19 protein-coding genes and 1 tRNA gene are annotated in these 18,076 nt (G+C 73.4%); 13 read left to right on the top strand and 7 right to left on the bottom strand.

Features of this window, described 5'->3' with window-relative positions:
- The first annotated feature begins 142 nt into the window (after window positions 1–142).
- On the top strand, window positions 143–2,908 hold the full coding sequence (locus tag JOD46_RS11525) for an Rne/Rng family ribonuclease (RefSeq protein ID WP_204394432.1): 2,766 nt from the start codon (window positions 143–145) through the stop codon (window positions 2,906–2,908).
- On the opposite strand, the gene JOD46_RS11520 is transcribed toward JOD46_RS11525, so the two are convergent.
- Window positions 2,894–3,172, bottom strand: a complete 279-nt coding sequence (locus JOD46_RS11520; RefSeq protein WP_204394430.1) for a DUF4031 domain-containing protein — start codon at window positions 3,170–3,172, stop codon at window positions 2,894–2,896. The two genes, JOD46_RS11525 and JOD46_RS11520, sit on opposite strands and share 15 nt — an antisense overlap.
- A 243-nt stretch (window positions 3,173–3,415) precedes the next feature.
- Between JOD46_RS11520 and rplU the strand changes: the two genes are divergently transcribed.
- From rplU to JOD46_RS11470, 10 genes are all read left to right on the top strand, one after another.
- Window positions 3,416–3,724, top strand: a complete 309-nt coding sequence (gene rplU / locus JOD46_RS11515; protein WP_129234758.1) for a 50S ribosomal protein L21 — start codon at window positions 3,416–3,418, stop codon at window positions 3,722–3,724.
- A 21-nt stretch (window positions 3,725–3,745) separates the two neighbouring features.
- A complete protein-coding gene (gene rpmA, locus JOD46_RS11510) occupies window positions 3,746–4,003 on the top strand; it encodes a 50S ribosomal protein L27 (protein WP_204394428.1) in 258 nt (85 codons plus the stop codon).
- Between the two features lie 72 nt (window positions 4,004–4,075).
- On the top strand, window positions 4,076–5,626 hold the full coding sequence (gene obgE, locus JOD46_RS11505; protein WP_204394426.1) for a GTPase ObgE: 1,551 nt from the start codon (window positions 4,076–4,078) through the stop codon (window positions 5,624–5,626).
- Window positions 5,623–6,414: a glutamate 5-kinase gene (gene proB / locus JOD46_RS11500; protein ID WP_204394424.1), complete on the top strand. Its 792-nt coding sequence runs from the start codon at window positions 5,623–5,625 to the stop codon at window positions 6,412–6,414. The genes obgE and proB overlap by 4 nt, the downstream gene beginning before the upstream one ends.
- A 46-nt stretch (window positions 6,415–6,460) precedes the next feature.
- Window positions 6,461–7,756: a glutamate-5-semialdehyde dehydrogenase gene (locus tag JOD46_RS11495; protein WP_204394422.1), complete on the top strand. Its 1,296-nt coding sequence runs from the start codon at window positions 6,461–6,463 to the stop codon at window positions 7,754–7,756.
- A gap of 71 nt (window positions 7,757–7,827) precedes the next feature.
- Window positions 7,828–8,049 (top strand): hypothetical protein, encoded by a 222-nt coding sequence (locus JOD46_RS11490; protein WP_239562731.1) that lies wholly within the window; start codon window positions 7,828–7,830, stop codon window positions 8,047–8,049.
- A 16-nt stretch (window positions 8,050–8,065) separates the two neighbouring features.
- The gene (nadD, locus tag JOD46_RS11485; RefSeq protein ID WP_307835016.1) at window positions 8,066–8,665 is read left to right on the top strand and encodes a nicotinate-nucleotide adenylyltransferase; all 600 of its coding nucleotides are present in this window, start codon (window positions 8,066–8,068) and stop codon (window positions 8,663–8,665) included.
- Window positions 8,662–9,975: a hypothetical protein gene (locus JOD46_RS11480; protein ID WP_204394409.1), complete on the top strand. Its 1,314-nt coding sequence runs from the start codon at window positions 8,662–8,664 to the stop codon at window positions 9,973–9,975. Before nadD ends, JOD46_RS11480 begins: the two co-directional genes overlap by 4 nt.
- A 31-nt stretch (window positions 9,976–10,006) precedes the next feature.
- Window positions 10,007–10,414: a ribosome silencing factor gene (rsfS, locus tag JOD46_RS11475; protein WP_204394407.1), complete on the top strand. Its 408-nt coding sequence runs from the start codon at window positions 10,007–10,009 to the stop codon at window positions 10,412–10,414.
- Between the two features lie 78 nt (window positions 10,415–10,492).
- A tRNA-Ala gene (locus JOD46_RS11470) sits at window positions 10,493–10,568 on the top strand.
- Window positions 10,569–10,657: 89 nt separating this feature from the next.
- On the opposite strand, the gene JOD46_RS11465 is transcribed toward JOD46_RS11470, so the two are convergent.
- The gene (locus JOD46_RS11465; protein ID WP_204394398.1) at window positions 10,658–10,873 is read right to left on the bottom strand and encodes a hypothetical protein; all 216 of its coding nucleotides are present in this window, start codon (window positions 10,871–10,873) and stop codon (window positions 10,658–10,660) included.
- Between the two features lie 171 nt (window positions 10,874–11,044).
- Between JOD46_RS11465 and JOD46_RS11460 the strand changes: the two genes are divergently transcribed.
- The gene (locus JOD46_RS11460; protein WP_204394389.1) at window positions 11,045–11,560 is read left to right on the top strand and encodes a hypothetical protein; all 516 of its coding nucleotides are present in this window, start codon (window positions 11,045–11,047) and stop codon (window positions 11,558–11,560) included.
- A gap of 92 nt (window positions 11,561–11,652) precedes the next feature.
- Here JOD46_RS11460 and JOD46_RS11455 read toward each other — a convergent pair whose 3' ends face one another.
- The 5 genes from JOD46_RS11455 to JOD46_RS11435 all read right to left on the bottom strand — a co-directional run bounded on the left by JOD46_RS11455 (window position 11,653) and on the right by JOD46_RS11435 (window position 16,784).
- Window positions 11,653–13,188 carry a dihydrolipoamide acetyltransferase family protein gene (locus tag JOD46_RS11455; protein WP_204394387.1) on the bottom strand — a complete coding sequence of 512 codons (1,536 nt, stop codon included), beginning with the start codon at window positions 13,186–13,188 and terminating at the stop codon, window positions 11,653–11,655.
- Entirely contained in the window at window positions 13,185–14,213 is a 1,029-nt protein-coding gene (locus JOD46_RS11450; protein ID WP_204394385.1) for an alpha-ketoacid dehydrogenase subunit beta, read from the bottom strand. Before JOD46_RS11450 ends, JOD46_RS11455 begins: the two co-directional genes overlap by 4 nt.
- Entirely contained in the window at window positions 14,210–15,358 is a 1,149-nt protein-coding gene (gene pdhA, locus JOD46_RS11445) for a pyruvate dehydrogenase (acetyl-transferring) E1 component subunit alpha (RefSeq protein WP_204394383.1), read from the bottom strand. Before pdhA ends, JOD46_RS11450 begins: the two co-directional genes overlap by 4 nt.
- 107 nt (window positions 15,359–15,465) lie before the next feature.
- Window positions 15,466–15,960, bottom strand: coding sequence for an Lrp/AsnC family transcriptional regulator (locus JOD46_RS11440; protein WP_204394374.1), 495 nt, complete (start codon window positions 15,958–15,960; stop codon window positions 15,466–15,468).
- Window positions 15,957–16,784 (bottom strand): oxygenase MpaB family protein, encoded by an 828-nt coding sequence (locus JOD46_RS11435; RefSeq protein ID WP_204394372.1) that lies wholly within the window; start codon window positions 16,782–16,784, stop codon window positions 15,957–15,959. The genes JOD46_RS11440 and JOD46_RS11435 overlap by 4 nt, the downstream gene beginning before the upstream one ends.
- Before the next feature lie 55 nt (window positions 16,785–16,839).
- On the opposite strand from JOD46_RS11435, the gene JOD46_RS11430 reads away from it, so the two are divergent.
- The gene (locus JOD46_RS11430; RefSeq protein ID WP_307835015.1) at window positions 16,840–18,015 is read left to right on the top strand and encodes a glycoside hydrolase family 3 N-terminal domain-containing protein; all 1,176 of its coding nucleotides are present in this window, start codon (window positions 16,840–16,842) and stop codon (window positions 18,013–18,015) included.
- The last annotated feature ends 61 nt before the right edge of the window (window positions 18,016–18,076 follow it).

The following is an 18,076-nucleotide window of genomic DNA, read 5'->3' as shown; positions in this document are numbered from 1 at the left end:
AAGAACCGCGAGATTTGGCGTCACCGGCACCCGCCGGGCGCAGCAGTGAAGGATTGGCGGTCCGGCGCACGGCGCAGGATCGCTCTGAGGAGCACGGGAGAGATGGCGCGGCCATCGCACCCGGCGTAGGAGTGCACCAGAGATGGTGGAAGACAACGGAACACCGCCGACCGGATCAGACCACGAGGCGCCCAGGCGCAGGTCGGGCCTCTTCGGCGCCCGCCGCAGCGGGCGGCGCGCGCAGATCGTGCCCCGCGCGGCCGACGAGACAAACACCCCTACCGTGACGGATGGCGCGGAGCCCGCCCCGCACGGGGACGCCGCTGCGATCGCCGAGCCGGTCCCGGTGACCACGCCGGCGGCCGAGGCCGTCGCGCCCCAGGGCGAGGCGCCCGCGGCCGACGGCGCGGTCCGCTCCGGCGAGGAGCCGAGCGTGGTCGAGGCCGCCGAGCAGACCCAGCGTGCCGGTCAGCCCAACGGTGCCGACCAGACCGACGGGGCCGAGGCCCCGGCGCCCCCCGCGGGCGAGGCGCAGCCCGACGCCGCCGAGCCGTCCCGGCCCGAGGCCGACGCGGATGCCGAGCCCACGGCACCCGAGTCGCCCATCCCCGCCATCCTCACGACGACCTCGCTGATCTTCCACGCGCCGCCCGTCTTCGCCCCGCCGGCCGAGGAGCGCGAGGAGCGCGAGCCCGCCGCCGAGGCGTCGAGCGTGCGCCGTCGCGCCCGCCGCCGCAGCGGCGAGGAGTCGCGCGGCACGACCGACGAGCCCGCGAACACCGTCGTCAAGGTCCGCAAGCCCCGCGAACCCGAGCTCATCACCGAGCCGCAGAAGGTCAAGGGCTCGACGCGCCTCGAGGCCAAGAAGCAGCGCCGCCGCGACGGCCGCGACGCCGGTCGCCGCCGCGCGGTCATCACCGAGGCTGAGTTCCTCGCCCGTCGCGAGTCGGTCGACCGCCAGATGGTCGTCCGCCAGAAGGGCGGACGCATCCAGATCGGCGTCCTCGAGGACGGGGTGCTCGTCGAGCACTACGTCGCCCGGAACCAGGACGCCTCGCTGATCGGCAACGTCTACCTCGGGCGCGTCCAGAACGTGCTGCCGAGCATGGAGGCCGCGTTCGTCGACATCGGCCGGGGCCGCAACGCGGTGCTGTACTCGGGCGAGGTCGACTGGGAGGCCGCGGCCGAGAACGGCGAGAAGAACCAGCCGCGCCGCATCGAGCTCGCCCTCAAGCCCGGCGATCGCGTGCTCGTGCAGGTCACCAAGGACCCGGTCGGGCACAAGGGCGCGCGCCTGACGAGCCAGATCTCGCTCCCGGGCCGCTACCTCGTGTACGTGCCCAACGGCTCGATGAACGGCATCAGCCGCAAGCTCCCCGACACCGAGCGCGCGCGCCTGAAGAAGATCCTCAAGGAGGTGCTCCCCGAGAACCAGGGCGTCATCGTGCGCACTGCGGCCGAGGGCGCCACCGAGGAGCAGCTCACGCGCGACGTGAACCGCCTCATCAGCCAGTGGGCCGACATCTCGCAGACCCTCGAGAAGGTGCAGGCGCCGGCGCTGCTGCACTCCGAGCCCGACCTGCTCATCAAGATCGTCCGCGACGTCTTCAACGAGGACTTCCAGAAGATGATCATCGCGGGCGACGAGGCGCGCCGCACGATCGAGAAGTACCTCGGCCAGGTCGCGCCCGACCTGCTCGAGCGCGTCGAGGCGTACGAGGGCGAGCGCGACGCGTTCGACGAGTTCCGCATCACCGAGCAGATCGAGAAGGCCCTCGAGCGCAAGGTGTGGCTGCCCTCGGGCGGTTCGCTCATCATCGACCGCACCGAGGCCATGACCGTCATCGACGTCAACACCGGCAAGTTCGTCGGCTCGGGCGGCAACCTCGAGGAGACCGTCACCAAGAACAACCTCGAGGCGGCCGAGGAGATCGTGCGCCAGCTGCGGCTGCGCGACATCGGCGGCATCATCGTCGTCGACTTCATCGACATGGTGCTCGAGTCCAACCGCGACCTCGTGCTGCGTCGCCTCGTGGAATGCCTCTCGCGCGACCGCACGAAGCACCAGGTCGCCGAGGTCACCTCGCTCGGCCTCGTGCAGATGACCCGCAAGAAGCTCGGCCTCGGGCTGCTCGAGTCGTTCAGCGAGCCGTGCGAGGTCTGCGCCGGCCGCGGCATCATCGTGCACCACGAGCCGATCGCCAAGCATCGCGCGCCCCAGCAGCAGGCCGAGCGGCGCCGCAACCGCGGCGGCGGCAACGGCGGCCAGACGGCGCCGGCGGTCGACAAGGCCCACCAGGGCACGCACGCGATCACGGAAGACGTCAAGCACGCGCTCGCGCAGATCGCGGCCTCGACCGTCGCGCACGGCGAGCACAAGGCTCCCTCGACGCCGGCCGCCGAGGCGGAGAGCGCGGCGGGCACGCTGGCGACTCCCGCCGAGGCGGAAGCGCCCGCCGGCGCGGCGCCCGTTGCGGGCGAGCCGTCCGAGCCGACCGGCGGCCGCCGTCGCGGCCGACGCCGGGCCTCGCGCGGCTCGGGAGGGTCCGCCGCGCCCGAGCTCGATCGCGCGCCGTCGGCCCAGGCCGAGCCGGCGAACTCCGCGGAGCCCGTGGTCGAGACCCGGCCCGCTGCCGAGCGCACGCCCGAGCCCTCGTCGGCCGAGCGTCCTGCGCCGCTCATCGAGCTTCCCGAGGCGCCGGTGCGGCGCGAGCGGCCGGCTCCGGCCGCCGCCGAGGCGGCGTCGCTGCTGGACTCGGTGCTCGACTCGCTCCCGGCTCCGAAGCCCGCCGGCGAGGGGCGCTCGCGTTCGCGCAGCCGTCGGGTGACGACCGCGGCCCTGAGCCCGGCGGGTGCGCCGCCCGTGATCACGCGCCCCGACGGCGGGTCGGAGTCAGGCGCCGAGTGATCGGCGCTCGCGCGGCGTGACGCGCAGCCCGCTGGCCGCGAGGCGACGCACCAGGTCGCGCGGCGGCACGGGTTCCGCGCCCGCCGCGACGAGGTCGTCGTAGCGTTCGGCGGGCACGTCGTAGTGGTCGAGGTCGAAGCCGCGGCGGGGGATCCCGTTGCGATCGGCGAAGGCCACGAGCTCCTCGATGGACGTGTCGCTGACCAGGTGAGACCAGACCGTGCCGTGCTTGGGCCAGAGCGGCGGATCGATGAGCACGGCCATGGGGCCGAGTGTACGCCGCGCGTCCCGCGACATCCGATCGCGGGGGTGCGACACGCTCGGCGAGGCTCGTTTGACCGCCCTCCCGGCATCCGGTAAACTCGACCGTTGGTGCCACCGGCTTATCCCGGCGGGCACGCACAGTTTTCTGGCAGTGACGACCCTCATTCCCGCTGGGGTCATCCGCGCAGTGACATCCCATCAGATTGACGGAGTCGCAAGGCTCCCCGGAGATAGGTACGAGAAGTGGTTTACGCAGTAGTGCGCGCCGGTGGCCGGCAGGAGAAGGTCGAGGTCGGCACCATCGTCACGATGGACCGGATCAAGGCCGACAAGGACGGCAACGTCCAGCTCACGCCCGTCCTCCTCGTCGACGGCGACAAGATCACCTCCGACGCGAAGTCGCTCGCCAAGGTCACGGTCACGGCCGAGGTCCTGAACGACCTCCGCGGTCCGAAGATCGTGATCCAGAAGTTCAAGAACAAGACCGGCTACAAGAAGCGCCAGGGCCACCGCCAGGAGCTCACGCGCGTCAAGATCACCGGCATCAAGTAACGGCCAGAGGAGACAGGGACAATGGCACACAAGAAGGGTGCGAGCTCCACTCGCAACGGTCGTGACTCGAACGCGCAGCGCCTCGGCGTGAAGCGCTTCGGCGGCCAGGTCGTCTCCGCGGGCGAGATCCTCGTCCGCCAGCGCGGCACCCACTTCCACCCCGGTGCGGGTGTGGGTCGCGGCGGCGACGACACGCTGTTCGCCCTCGAGGCCGGCGCGGTCCAGTTCGGCAACAAGGGCGGCCGCAAGGTCGTGAACATCGTCGCGGTCGACGCGTAGTCGTCGGTCGTAGTCGTGAGGGCGGGCTTCGGCTCGCCCTCACGTGTTTTCCAGAGAGGAAGTGACGCGGCCATGGTGAGCTTCGTCGACCAGGTGCGGCTGTTCGTGCGCGCCGGCCACGGCGGCAACGGCTGCGTGTCGGTGCGGCGCGAGAAGTTCAAGCCGCTCGCCGGCCCCGACGGCGGCAACGGCGGCGATGGCGGCGACATCGTGCTCGTGGCCGACCCGCAGGTCACCACGCTGCTCGCGTACCACGGCCGCCCGCACCGCTCGTCCGAGAACGGCCAGCCCGGCATGGGCGACAACCGGTCGGGCGCGACCGGCGCCGACCTCGAGCTGCCCGTGCCCGTCGGCACGGTCGTGAAGGACCCCGACGGCGTCGAGCTCGCCGACCTCACCGAGCCGGGCATGCGATTCGTGGTCGCGCCGGGCGGGCAGGGCGGCCTCGGCAACGCCGCGCTCGCGTCGCCCAAGCGCAAGGCGCCGGGCTTCGCGCTGCTCGGCACGCCCGGCTTCGAGGGCGAGGTCTCCCTCGAGCTGAAGACCATCGCGGATGTCGCGCTCGTCGGCTTCCCGTCGGCCGGCAAGTCGAGCCTTATCGCCGCGATGTCCGCGGCCCGGCCGAAGATCGCCGACTACCCGTTCACGACCCTCCACCCGAACCTCGGCGTCGTGCAGGCCGGCGACCACCGCTTCACGGTGGCCGACGTGCCCGGCCTCATCGAGGGCGCGAGCGAGGGCAAGGGCCTCGGGCTCGAGTTCCTCCGCCACGTCGAGCGCTGCTCGGCGCTCCTGCACGTGCTCGACTGCGCGACGCTCGAGCCAGGTCGCGACCCGCTCAGCGACCTCGACGTGATCCTCGCCGAGCTCGCGGCCTACGAGGTGCCCGAGGGCCAGCTGCCGCTGCTCGAGCGTCCCCAGCTCGTCGCGCTGAACAAGGTCGACGTGCCCGAGGCGCGCGAGCTCGCCGAGTTCGTGCGGCCCGAGCTCGAGTCGCGCGGCTACCGCGTGTTCGAGATCTCGACCGTCAGCCACGAGGGCCTGCGGCAGCTCGGGTTCGCGCTCGGCGAGGTCGTCGACCGCGCCCGGAAGGACGCCGCGCAGGCGCCCGCGGCGCCGCGCATCGTGCTGCGCCCGAAGCCGGTGCACGAGGCCGACTTCGTCGTGCGCCCCGAGGGTGGCAGCTACGGCACCCTCTACCGCATCCTCGGCGCCAAGCCCGAGCGCTGGGTCGCGCAGACCGACTTCCAGAACGACGAGGCCGTCGGCTACCTCGCCGACCGCCTCGCGCGCCTCGGCGTCGAGGACGAGCTCGTCCGCGCCGGCGCGGTCGCCGGATCGACCGTGGTGATCGGGCCGGGTGCAGGCGTCGTGTTCGACTGGGAGCCCACGCTCACCTCGACGGCCGAGCTCATGACCGCACCCCGCGGCACCGACTTCCGACTCGACGACCACCGTCGCGCGACGCGCGTGCAGCGGCGCGACGAGTACCACGACCGGATGGACGCGAAGGCCGAGGCCAGAGCCGAGCTCGAGCGCGAGCGCGAGGCGGGCATCTGGACCGACGCCGATGCCGGCACTGAGGCCGGCGCCGAGACCGCCGGCGACGAGGGCGATCGATGACGCGTCGCCCGCTGACGCGCGAGGGCGTCGCGTCGGCGAAGCGCATCGTCGTCAAGGTCGGCTCGTCGTCGATCTCGGGCGAGAACGCCGGCCAGATCGAGCCCTTGGTCGATGCCCTCGCCGCGGCGCACGCCCGGGGCGCCGAAGTGGTCCTCGTCTCGTCGGGCGCGATCGCGACGGGCATGCCGTTCCTCAGGCTCGACGCCCGGCCCGACGACCTCGCGACCCAGCAGGCGGCGGCCTCGGTCGGGCAGAACGTGCTCATCTACCGCTACCAGGACTCGCTGCGCCGCTACGGCATCGTCGCGGGGCAAGTGCTGCTCACGGCGGGCGACCTCGAGAACGAGACGCACCGGCTGAACGCGCAGCGCGCCATGGAGCGACTGCTCGGCCTGCGGATCCTGCCCATCGTCAACGAGAACGACACGGTCGCGACCCACGAGATCCGCTTCGGCGACAACGACCGGCTCGCGGCCATGGTCGCCGAGCTCGTCGATGCCGAGTTGCTCGTGCTGCTCTCCGACGTCGACGCGCTCTACACGCGGCCGCCGCACCTCGAGGGTGCCGAGCGCATCGTGCACGTGCCGTTCGGCGACGAGCTGGCCGGCGTCGAGATCGGCTCGATCGGCCGGGCCGGGGTCGGCACGGGCGGCGCCGAGACGAAGGTCTCTGCCGCGCGCATCGCCGCGGCATCCGGTGCGGGCGTGCTCATCACGGCGACCTCGCTCGTCGCCGAGGCACTGGCCGGCGAACCCATCGGCACGTGGTTCGAGCCCGCCGCGAGCTGACGTCACAGAGGCCGGGCATCCGCCCCGGCGAACTAGGCTTGGCAGTATGACCGACGTGCGCACCGATCCTGCCGCCGATCTCGCGAGCGACCTCGCGACCGTCCTCGACGAGCGCCTCGCCGCCGCGAAGGAGGCCTCGCGCCGCCTCGCGCGCGCGACGACCGCCGAGAAGGATGCCGCGCTGCAGGCGATCAGCGACCGCCTCAGGGCGCGCGTCGACGACATCGTGGCCGCCAACCGGCTCGACCTCGAGGCCGGCCGCGAGTCGGGCCTCGGCACGGGCCTGCTCGACCGGCTCACGCTCGACGAGCGGCGCATCGGCGCGATCGCCGACGCCGTGCTCGACGTCGTCGCGCTCACCGACCCCGTCGGCGAGACCGTCAGTGGGCGCACGCTGCCCAACGGCGTGCGCATCGAGCAGGTGCGCGTGCCGCTCGGCGTGGTCGGCGCCATCTACGAGGCCCGCCCGAACGTGACGGTCGACATCGCCGCGCTCGCCCTGAAGAGCGGCAACGCGGTCGCGCTGCGCGGCGGTTCGGCCGCCGAGCGCACCAATGCCGTGCTCGTGGACGTGCTCCGCGAGGCCATCGCCGCTGCCGGGCTTCCCGGCGAGGCCGTGCAGACCGTCGACGACTTCGGCCGCGAGGGCGCCCGCCACCTCATGCGGGCGCGCGACCACGTCGACGTGCTCATCCCGCGGGGGAGCGCGGCGCTCATCCGGGCCGTCGTCGACGAGGCCACCGTCCCGGTGATCGAGACCGGTGCGGGAGTCGTGCACATGTTCCTCGATGCGAGCGCCCGCGAGGACTGGTCGGTCGACCTCGTTCACAACGCGAAGGTGCAGCGTCCGAGCGTGTGCAACGCGCTCGAGACGCTGCTCGTGCACGCCGACGCCGCGGAGCGGCTGCTGCCGCCGGTGCTCGCGCGCCTCGAGGCATCCGGGGTCACGGTCCACGGCGACGAGCGCGTGCGCGCGCTCCATCCGGCGGCCGTGCCGACGACCGACGAGGACTGGGCGACCGAGCACATGAGCCTCGACCTGTCGGTCGGCATCGTCGACTCGCTCGACGACGCGCTCGCCCACATCCGCCGCTACTCGACCAAGCACACCGAGTCGATCGTGACGAACGACCTCGGCAACGCCGACCGCTTCCTCGAGGAGGTCGACGCGGCCGCGGTCATGGTCAACGCGTCCACGCGCTTCACCGACGGCGCCGAGTTCGGCTTCGGCGCCGAGGTCGGCATCTCGACGCAGAAGCTGCACGCACGTGGGCCCATGGGCCTGCCCGAGCTCACCAGCACGAAGTGGATCGTGCGCGGCGCGGGGCACGTGCGAGCCTGACGCGACCCGACATCCGCGTCCCGCTAGACTGTCGTGAGCGTTACCCCCCGCGAGACCTGAAGGAGCGGCGAATGAGCCTGGCGACCGCAGTGCTGACGAGCACGGTGATGACCGAGACCGTGCACGCGAGGGAGCTCCCGATGGAGCCGATCATGTACGGCGTCATCGCGATCGTCATCTTCTTCGTGCTCGGCGCCGTCGCCTTCTCGTACCGTGATGTCGCGAACCGCCACCGCGCCAAGGCCGAGGCCTACGCGGCCCGCCACGCCGGAGCGGAGCCCGGCGGTCACTGAGGCGGCCGAGGCGGTCGTGACCACCGAGACGCGCCGGCCACGCATCGGCGTGATGGGCGGCACGTTCGACCCCATCCACCACGGGCACCTCGTCGCGGCCAGCGAGGTGGCGCAGTCGTTCGCGCTCGACGAGGTCGTCTTCGTGCCGACCGGCCGGCCGTACTACAAAGAGGTCGTGACGCCGGCCGAGCACCGGTACCTGATGACCGTCATCGCGACGGCGTCGAATCCGCGCTTCACGGTCAGCCGCGTCGACATCGACCGCGAGAAGCCCACGTACACGATCGACACCCTGCGCGACATCCGGGCCGAGCGCCCCGACGCAGACCTGTTCTTCATCTCGGGTGCCGATGCGATCGCGCAGATCCTCTCCTGGAAGGACGTCGAGGAGCTCTGGTCGCTCGCGCACTTCGTGGCTGTGAGTCGACCGGGACACGTGCTGTCCGTTTCGGGTCTGCCTGAGCAGGACGTAAGCTTGCTGGAGGTTCCGGCGCTGGCGATCTCGTCGACGGACTGCCGGAGCCGAGTGCACCGGGGCTTCCCGGTGTGGTACCTGGTGCCTGACGGGGTCGTCCAGTACATCTCCAAGCACCACCTCTACCGGAGTGTCGAATGACGTCGTCGCAGGAACCGCAGCTCACGCGCCGCGAGATTCGCGAGCTCGAGCGGCTGCGCGAGCAGCAGCAGGCTGCCGCGGCGGCCCAGCATCCGGATGCCGCGGCGCCCGCCCCGGCCCAGCAGCCCGCCGCGCCGCCGTCCTATCCGGCGCAGCAGCCGTATCCGCAGCAGCAGCGCGTCCCGCAGCCCGCCGGTCCGCAGGGCGGCGGGTACGGCGCGCCCGCGCGCGGTGTGCCCTCGGGCGCGCCGGCCGGAGTTCCGCCGCAGCGGCCGGCCGAGTCGCGGCCCGCACCCCAGGCGCCCGGCCGCCCGCCCCAGGCGTGGTCCGACGCGCCGTCGCGCGGGCCGCAGGGTGCACCGCCGCCGCAGTACCCGCAGTCCACGCCGCCCCGGCCGCGCGACGCGACCACCTCGGGTGCCATGCCCGTTCCGCAGGCCGATCCGCGCGCCACGGGCCCGCAGCGGCCGCAGGGCGGAGCGCCCCGTCCGCCGCAGGGGCGGCCTCGCAGCGCGCCGCCGCAGCAGACCACGCCCGAGCGGACGCTCACGCGCCGCGAGCTCCGCGCGATGCTCGAGTCGCACTCCGGCGACGGGTTCGCCGACGTCGACGAGGTCGACGAGATCGCGCCCCAGCGACCGGCCCCCGCCCCGCAGCGCGGGCCCGGTCCGCCGCAGCCGCAGCGACCGCCGCAGGCGGGCCAGGGCGGTCGCGGCCCGGCACCCCAGGCGCCGACGCGCCATCCGCACCAGCCGGCGCCCGGTCGTGCCGCCGCGCCGCACACGACCGTCGACGCCGGACTCGACGAGCCGGTCGCCGCGCCGAAGCCGGTCGGCCACTGGACGTCGCAGCTCAACCTGCCCGACGAGCGGGTCGAGCCCTACGACCAACTGCTCTCGCGGGGCGGGTCGCCGCGCGGCGTGCCGACGACCACGAACGCGCTGATCCTGCCGACGCTGCCCGACCAGGGCGCGCTGGGCACGCCGCTGGCGCCCAGCGGCGAGATCATCGTCACGGGGTCGATCGACCTGCCGCGCAGCTACGGCTCCACGGGGGTGCACCCGAGCCAGATCGACTCGAGCGAGGTCGACCGCCTCTTCGACAGCAATGTCGAGGATGTCGCCGGCCCCGGGGTCGCGCCCATCGCGGCGACCCGCGCGATCAGCACCCAGGGTCCGAGCAAGGCCATGATGGCGCCGCCCTCGAAGGAGGGCATGAACGTGCCGCTCGTCCTGGCCGTGACCGCGGGCGTGCTCGCGCTCGGCGTCGTCGCCACACTCGTCGTCGGCGCGGTCGCGGGCCTGTTCTGATCGTCGTGACCGTATCCAGGAAGTCGAGGACATGACCGCATCCGACCACGCACACCGCCTGCTCGCCGTCGCCGCACGCGCCGCCGATGCCAAGGGGGGCGAGGACCTGGTCGCGCTGGACGTGTCGGAACCGCTGCCGTTCACCGACGTCTTTCTGCTGGTCAGCGGCAACAGCGAGCGCAACGTCGTCGCGATCGCCGATGCGGTCGTCGAGTCGGTCCGCGACGCCGGCCAGGAGGTCATGCGCCGCGAGGGTCGCGACGCGGGCCGCTGGGCCCTGCTCGACTTCGGCGACCTCGTCGTGCACGTCTTCCACCGCGAAGAGCGCATGTACTACGGCCTCGAGCGGCTCTGGCGGGACTGCCCGTCGATCCCCGTTGCGCCGCTCATCGAGCGCGACGGGTCGTCCACCGCGCCCGCCGGCGGGGCCTCCGCGTGAGGCCGCCTCGATTTCATTTCGAGCCGGGGGCTGGTGTAGGCTGAATCCGTTGCCCCGAGCGGGGCGGCATCCCGAAACGGGTCTGTGGCGCAGCTGGTAGCGCACCTGCATGGCATGCAGGGGGTCAGGGGTTCGAGTCCCCTCAGATCCACCATTTCACGAGAGAACGCGATGCTCATCGAGCATCGCGTTCGGTCGTTTCCGGAGCGGTCCGGCCGAGCGGCGGTCGAGACGGGCTCGGCGCTACGCCGCGTGCAGCGAGCCGGCGGGTCGCACGCGCGTGACGGCATCGGGCGCCGCGGTGAACCGGCCCGAACGGCCTTCGGGCGTCGTGTACTGCACGCGAATGCCACGGCCGATGCGGGTCAGCTTCGTGATCTCGTAGACGCCGCCGGTCGCGCTGACCAGCGTGTCGCCGACGGCGAGCTCCCGGGTCTGCTTGAGTTCGACGGGTTCCATACTGAGAGCATCTCAGGACCCACCGACATCGTCGTCGCGGGGCTCGGCCGGCGCCGCGGGGGCCCGGACGGAGACAGGCCTGCGCGGCGCACGCCGACGGCGCGCTTCCTTGACCGCCCCCCGAACGCGGCACAGAATGAGGGGACGTTCCGAACGCAAGGGATCCGCGACATGAGCGATACGACCTCCCGAACCTCCGATCCGACGCTCGGCTCCGCCGCGTACGGCGACACGGCCGTGTTCGCCGCCCCGCCCGAGCCCGCCTCAACCGAACCGGCGGCCGAGTCGTCGGCCCGCCGCTCGACCGCCTGGAGCCGCGACCTCCGCTTCATGCTCGTGGTCATCGTCGCGATCGCGGCGCTGTTCCTCGCCTTCGCACTCGTCGTCGCCTTCACCCCCAACGGCGCCGGCGTGAGTGCCCTCGCGGTCGTCGCGGCGCCCATCGCGACGATGGTCGCGGCCTACTACGGCATCTCGCTCGCGCTGCGCCAGGTGGCCGACGCGCGTCGCGCCGCCGACGCCGCCGAAGCCCGCGCCCGCGCCGCGGAGACGACCGCGCGCGAGTCCGACGCCTGGGCCGCGCAGATGGAATCCGGCCTCCGCGTGGCGGTGGCCAAGCTCGCCGCCGCACGCATCGAGACGCGCGATGTCGAGCGCGCCGCGGGCACGCCCGACGACTTCTTCTGATCCGGCTGGAGCCCGGACACGGCCGAGGCGCACCCCGTCGTGGGGTGCGCCTCGGTCGTTCCGAGGGCCGGAGCCCAGCGGCCCGCGAGCCGTCAGAGGTCCGCGAGCAGCGAGATCGGATGCTCGATGCAGCGCGCGACGTCGGTCAGGAACGCCGCAGCCTCGGCGCCGTCGCAGACTCGGTGGTCGAACGAGAGGGTCAGCTCGGTGACCGTGCGCACCGCGAGCTGCCCGTCGACGACCCACGGTCGCTCGAGCAGCCGCCCGATGCCGAGCATCGCGGCCTCGGGGTGGTTGATGATGGCGGCCGATCCGTCCACGCCCAGGGTGCCGTAGTTGTTGAACGTGAACGTGCCGCCCGCGAGCGCGTCCGGCGGGAACGCGCCGGAGCCGGCCTGCTCGGTGCGCGCCTGCACCGCGTCGCGCAGCTCGCGCAGCGACATCCGCTCGGCGCCGTGCACGACCGGCACGAGCAGCCCGCGCGGGGTCTGCGCGGCGAGCCCGAGGTTGATCGCCGAGTGCATGACGAGCTCGTCGCGCTCGGCGTCGAAGCTCGCATTGAGCGACGGGTGGCGCGTGAGGGCGGCGACGACGAATCGCGCGACGAGCGCGGTCAGGCCGAAGCGCTCGCCCGTGGCCTCCTGCAGCTGACGGCGCGCGGCCAGCAGCCCGGTCGCGTCGACGTCCATCCACACGGTCGCCTCGGGGATCTCCCGGCGCGACCGCGTGAAGTGCGCGGCGGCCGCGCGGCCGGTGCGGTCGAGGGGGACGCGGTGCTCGCCCTTGGCGACCGGTGATGCCGCGGGCCGTGCGGCGGCGGGCGGGCTGACGGATGGCGCGGCGCCCGCGTGCGCGGCGGTGACGCCGGTGTGCGTGCCGGCGCGTGCCGCGTCGAGCTCGCTGATGAACGCCTCGACGTCCGCGCGCGTGACGAGTCCGTCGGCACCCGAGCCGAGCAACTCGGATGCGTCGAAGCCGTGCTCGCGCGCAAGCCTGCGGACGATCGGGGAGACGACGGGGGAGTGCCGGTCGTGGTCGAGCGCGTCGCGCGGATCCTCGGTCGCGGCCGCGGCAGGTTCGGGTCGCGCAGCCGGCGGTTCGGCGGGCGCAGCGGGGGAGGCGGCGCGTTCGGTCGCCGCGCCCGCACCGGCACGCCGGGCGCCGAATCGCGACGGCGCCGTCGACGACCGCGCGGTCGCGGCGCTGGTCCGGGTGCCGTAGCCGATGAGCACGGCGCCCGACTCCTCGGAGGCGGCCTCGGTCGGCACGGCGACGCCGGGCTCGGCGGCGACCGGCGCGGACGCGGACGCGGGCGCGCCAGCGCGGTCTGCGCGCACCTCCGCGTCGGCCGCGGACGGTGCTTCGGCGGGCGATCCCGCGGCCGCGCCGACCGGAGTGAGCCGCATGAGCACGTCGCCGGCGTGGAGCACCTGGCCGACGTCGCCGCCAAGCGACTCCACGACGCCGGCGAACGGCGTCGGCAGTTGCACGACCGACTTGGCCGACTCGAGCTCGACGACGGGCTGGTCGATCGCGACCTCGTCGCCGGGCTGGACGAGCCACGCGACGACCTCGGCCTCGGTCAGGCCCTCGCCGAGGTCGGGCAGGATGAACTCGCGCGCGCTCATGCCAGGTCCCATTCCCACGAGGCGAGCGCGTCGAGCACGCGATCGGGCGTCGGCAGGTGGTGCTCCTCGAGCTTGGGCGAGGGGTACGGGATGTCCCATCCGGTGATGCGCAGGATCGGCGCGGCGAGGTGGAAGAAGTTCCGCTCGGTCAGTCGTGCCGCGACCTCGGCGCCGTAGCCGCCGAACTGGGCGGCCTCGTGGATGACGGCGGCGCGCGACGTCTTGCGCACCGACGCGCCGACCGTCTCGTCGTCGAACGGCGAGAGGCTCCGCAGGTCGACCACCTCGATCGAGAGCCCCTCGGCCTCGGCCGCGGCAGCCGCGTCGAGCGCGGTGCGCACGGTCGGGCCGTAGCCGATGAGCGTGACATCCGACCCCTCGCGGACGACCTGCGCCCGGTCCATCGGCTCCGTCCGCACGGGCAGCTCGAGGGTCGCCTTCGACCAGTAGCGGCTCTTGGGCTCCATGAACACGACCGGGTCGTCGCTCTCGATCGCCTCGCGCAGCATCGAGTACGCGTCGGCCGGGTTGGACGGCATGACCACGGTGAGGCCGGGTGTCGCGGCCCAGTACGCCTCCGAGGAGTCGGAGTGGTGCTCGACGCCCCCGATGGCGCCCGCGCACGGGATGCGGATCACCATCGGAAGGCTGACGTGGCCCTTCGTGCGGTTCCGCATCTTGGCGACGTGCGAGACGATCTGCTCGAAGGCCGGGTAGCTGAACGCGTCGAACTGCATCTCGACGACGGGCCGGAGGCCGTACATGGCCATGCCGACGGCCGTGCCGACGATGCCGGACTCGGCGAGCGGCGAGTCCCAGACGCGCTCGTCGCCGAACCGGGCCTGCAGGCCGTCGGTGACGCGGAAGACGCCGCCGAGCGGCCCGACGTCCTCGCCGTAGACGACGACGCGGTCGTCGGCCTCCATCGCGTCGCGGAGCGCGGCGTTGAGCGCGCCGGCCATGGTCAGGGGCTGCGGGGCGGATGCCGCGGCATCCGCTGCGCGTTCGGTCGCGGCGGTGCTCATCGGGCGGGCACCCCCGCGGCGCCGGCGTGCGCGACGTGCGCGGCGTGCGCGGCCAGCTCGGCCTCGAGCGCGGCGCGCTGCTCGGCGAGCGCGGCCCGCGGCGTCGCGTAGACGTGGTCGAAGAGCTCGAGCGGGTCGAGCTGCGGCTCCTCCGACATGGCGTCGCGGGTGCGCGCCGCGAGCTCCTCGGCCGCCTCGCCGATTTCGGCCCGGACGACGTCGGTGAGCGCGCCCTCCGACACCAGGTACTTCTCGAGCCGCTCGATCGGGTCGCGCCGCTTCCAGTGCTCGACGTCGCGCTGCTGGCGATACCGCGTGGGGTCGTCGGAGTTCGTGTGCGACTCGATGCGGTAGGTCAGGCCCTCGATGAGCGTGGGGCCGCCGCCCGAACGGGCGCGCTCGACGGCGGCCGACGCGACCGCGTACATCGCGGCGATGTCGTTGCCGTCGACGTGGTACCCGGGCATGCCATAACCGACCGCCTTGTCGGCGAGGGTCGTCGCGTGCGTCTGCCTGGCGAGCGGCGTGCTGATGGCGAACTGGTTGTTCTGCACGAGGAACACGGTCGGCGTCTGCCAGACGGCGGCGAAGTTGAACGCCTCGTGCGCGTCGCCCTCGCTCGTGGCGCCGTCACCGAGGTAGGTGAGGGTCACGATGGGGTCGCGGCGCAGCCGGGCGGCGTGCGCGAGGCCGACGGCGTGCAGCGCCTGCGTGGCGAGCGGGGTGGCCATGGAGGCGGTGCGGTGGGCGTGCTGGTCCCAGCCGTTGTGCCAGTCGCCGCGGAACGACTGGAGGATCTCGGCGGGCGCGAGCCCGCGCGTGAGCAGGGCGATGCTGTCGCGGTAGGTGGGGAAGAACCAGTCGTCGGCGGTGATCGCCGAGATCACGCCGATCTCGCAGGCCTCCTGGCCGTACGCCGACGGGTAGGTCGCGAGCCGGCCCTGCTTGGTCAGCGCCGTGACCTGCACGTCGAAGCGGCGGGCGATGACCATGCGCCGGTAGAGCTCGAGCAGGGTCTCGACGGGCGGCAGCTCGAAGCCGCCGGTCTCGCGGCCGTGCAGCGCATGGCCGGCGTTGTCCAGCAGTCGCAGGGGCTTCTCGGAGGGCAGGACGCGGGTCTCGTGATGCTCGACGTTGAGGCTCATACGGCCATGGTGCGACAGTCTCCGGCCCCCCGCTCGGGGTACGGCGCAACCGTGAACGAACGGCACGCCGCGTGCGCAACGGATGCCGCGCGTCCGTGAAACGCGGCTCAGGAGCGCCAGATGTCCAGCGACTGCGCGGGCGGGCGACCGTCGATCTCGGCGAGGATCAGGTGCGACCGCGTCGAGACGACGCCCGGCATGTCGTGGATGTCGCGCAGGATCGCCTGGCTCAGCTGCTCGTGGTCGGGCGCGCTGACGGTGAGGATGATGTCGATGTCGCCCGAGACGGCCTGCACCTTCTCGACGAAGGGCAGCGTCGCGAGCTTGGCTGCGATCTCCTCCCACGAGACGTCGCCGATGCGGACCACCACGAGCGCGGAGATGTTCAGGCCGATCGCCTTGCGGTCGATCTGCGCGCCGAACCCCGTGATCACCCCGCGCTGCTGCAGCGCGAGCACGCGGTTGTGCGCCGCCGTGCGGGAGATGTGCACGCGCTCGGCGAGGGTGCGCACCGAGAGCCGGCCGTCGCGGCTCAGTTCCGCGACGATGCGTCGGTCGATCGCGTCGAGCGGCTCGCCGCGGTGCGATGCGTGCTGGGTCATCCTCGTCCTCGCAGGTCACCCTCAGCGTAGCGGCTGCGCTGCCGCACGCGCCGGAGCGATATCCGCATGGGAATGGTGCGCACCGGCATCGGCACGATGCGCCGGGCGGCACCGAGCACCGCGATCCAGGCGCCCGCGACCCGCTGGATGCGCGGCGTCCACCCGAAGCCGTAGCCCGCTCGGACCTCGGGCGGCAGCAGCGCGACCGTCACCAGGCGCACGGGCGCCATGAGCGGGCGCAGCGGCGCGGGCAGGCCAGTGCCGGCGAGCAGGTCGCGCGCGACCGCGCGCGCCTCGGGGCCGACCTCGAGGTGCGACAGCCGCTCGGACCACCAGGCGTCGAACTCCGCGCGGGTCGACGGCCATCCGGCCGAGGCGCCCTGCAGGCGTCCGGCGAGCGGGGCGTAGGCGCGGACGAGTGCGTCGGCCGTCGCCGGGTCGAGCGGCCTGCGCGACATCCGCCGTTCGAGGTCGGTGCCGACGTGCAGGATCGTCGCGGCCACCCAGCGCTGTGCGTCGGGCTCACGCGCGTCGTACCGGGGCGCGTCGTCGCCGCGCACGTGCGCGTGTCGGGCGTTCACGGCACGGACCACGGCCCGGATGTCGCGCTCGTCGCCGAACCACAGCGCCATCAGGTACTGGTGGGTCGCCGCGAGCCGGTCGAGCGGGCGCTCGCGGAACCCGCTGTGCCGGGCCACCCCGGCGGCGATGCGCGGATCGGCGAGCTGCAGCAGGATCGCCGCCGCACCGCCCGCCATGAAGGTGGCGTCGGCCGCGTACCGGCGCAGGATCTCGCGGTCGTGCTCGTCGAGGTTCATCACCATCCGTTCTACCCTGCCTCGGAGCCGCCTCCGATCCGCGGCGTCGTAGACTCGCCCGGTGCGTCGCGCCGTCCCCTCCCTCCTGACCGCCGCGGTCGCGCTGTCGATGCTCGCCGGATGCGCCGGGCCCGCGGCCGCGCCCTCGGCAACGCCGACGGCCGCCCACACCCCATCGCCGACGCCCACCCCGACCCCGCCGACGGCCGCCGAGTGGGCCGCCGAACGCGTGGCCGGGATGTCCGTCGAGCAGAAGGCCGCCTCCCTGCTCATGCTCCACGCGCCGGGCACCGACCCCGCCCCGCTGCGGGCGCTCGTGGACCAGGGCATCGCGGGCGTGATCCTCATGGGCGACAACATCCCGCCCGACCAGGCCGCCACCGCCGCGCTCGCGGGGGCGCTCCAGACCGACCCCGAGGCCGCGACGCTCGTCGGCATCGACCAGGAGGGCGGGATCGTGAGCCGGATCCCGTGGGACCCCGCACCCGCGCCCGGCGACCTGCGCGGTCAGCCCGCCGACGCGGTCCGCGACGCGTTCGCCGCCAGGGCCGCGGCGCTCGCGGCGTCGGGCGTGAACGTCAACTTCGGCGTCGTGGCGGATGTCACGGCCGACCCGGGCTCGTTCATCTTCGAGCGCGTCCTGGGCACCGATCCCGCCACTGCGGCCGAGCGCGTCGCCGCCGCCGTCGACGGCGAGCACGGCGTGGTGGCGACCACGCTCAAGCACTTTCCGGGCCACGGCGCCGCGCCCGGCGACTCCCACACGTCGATCCCGAGCGCGCCGCTCACGCTCGACGACTGGCGTGGGGGCGCCTCGGTGCCGTTCCGCGCAGGGATCGATGCCGGTGCGGAACTGGTGATGACCGGCCACCTCGCGTACCCCGCGGTCGATGCCGCGCCGGCGTCGCTGTCGCCCGAATGGCACCGGATCCTGCGCGACGAGCTCGGGTTCGACGGGGTCGTGGTCACCGACGACATGCTCATGCTGCAGCACAACGAGCTGCCGGAGTACGCCGACCCGGGCGAGAACGCGGTCCGCGCGATCGCCGCGGGCGGCGACCTGCTGCTCTACGTGCTGCCGGCCGACCCGTCGGAGTTCGGGATCAGCGTCGACGGGCTCGTCGGCTCGGTCGCCGCGGCCGTCGCGGCCGGACGGATCCCGATGGAGCGCCTCGACGACGCGGCCGAGCGCGTGCTGGAACTGCGTCGGGAGATCACGCTCGCCGGTCGGGAATAGATCGCGAACCTTCATGCGTTTGCATTGACTGTGGCCGATCGGCCGCAGAGCAACCACTGGG

The sequence above is a fragment of the Agromyces aurantiacus genome (genome assembly GCF_016907355.1).
Classification (GTDB): Bacteria; Actinomycetota; Actinomycetes; order Actinomycetales; family Microbacteriaceae; genus Agromyces; species Agromyces aurantiacus.
The sequence above is the reverse complement of the archived record's forward strand: the minus strand, read 5'-3'. Positions and strand labels throughout refer to the sequence as shown.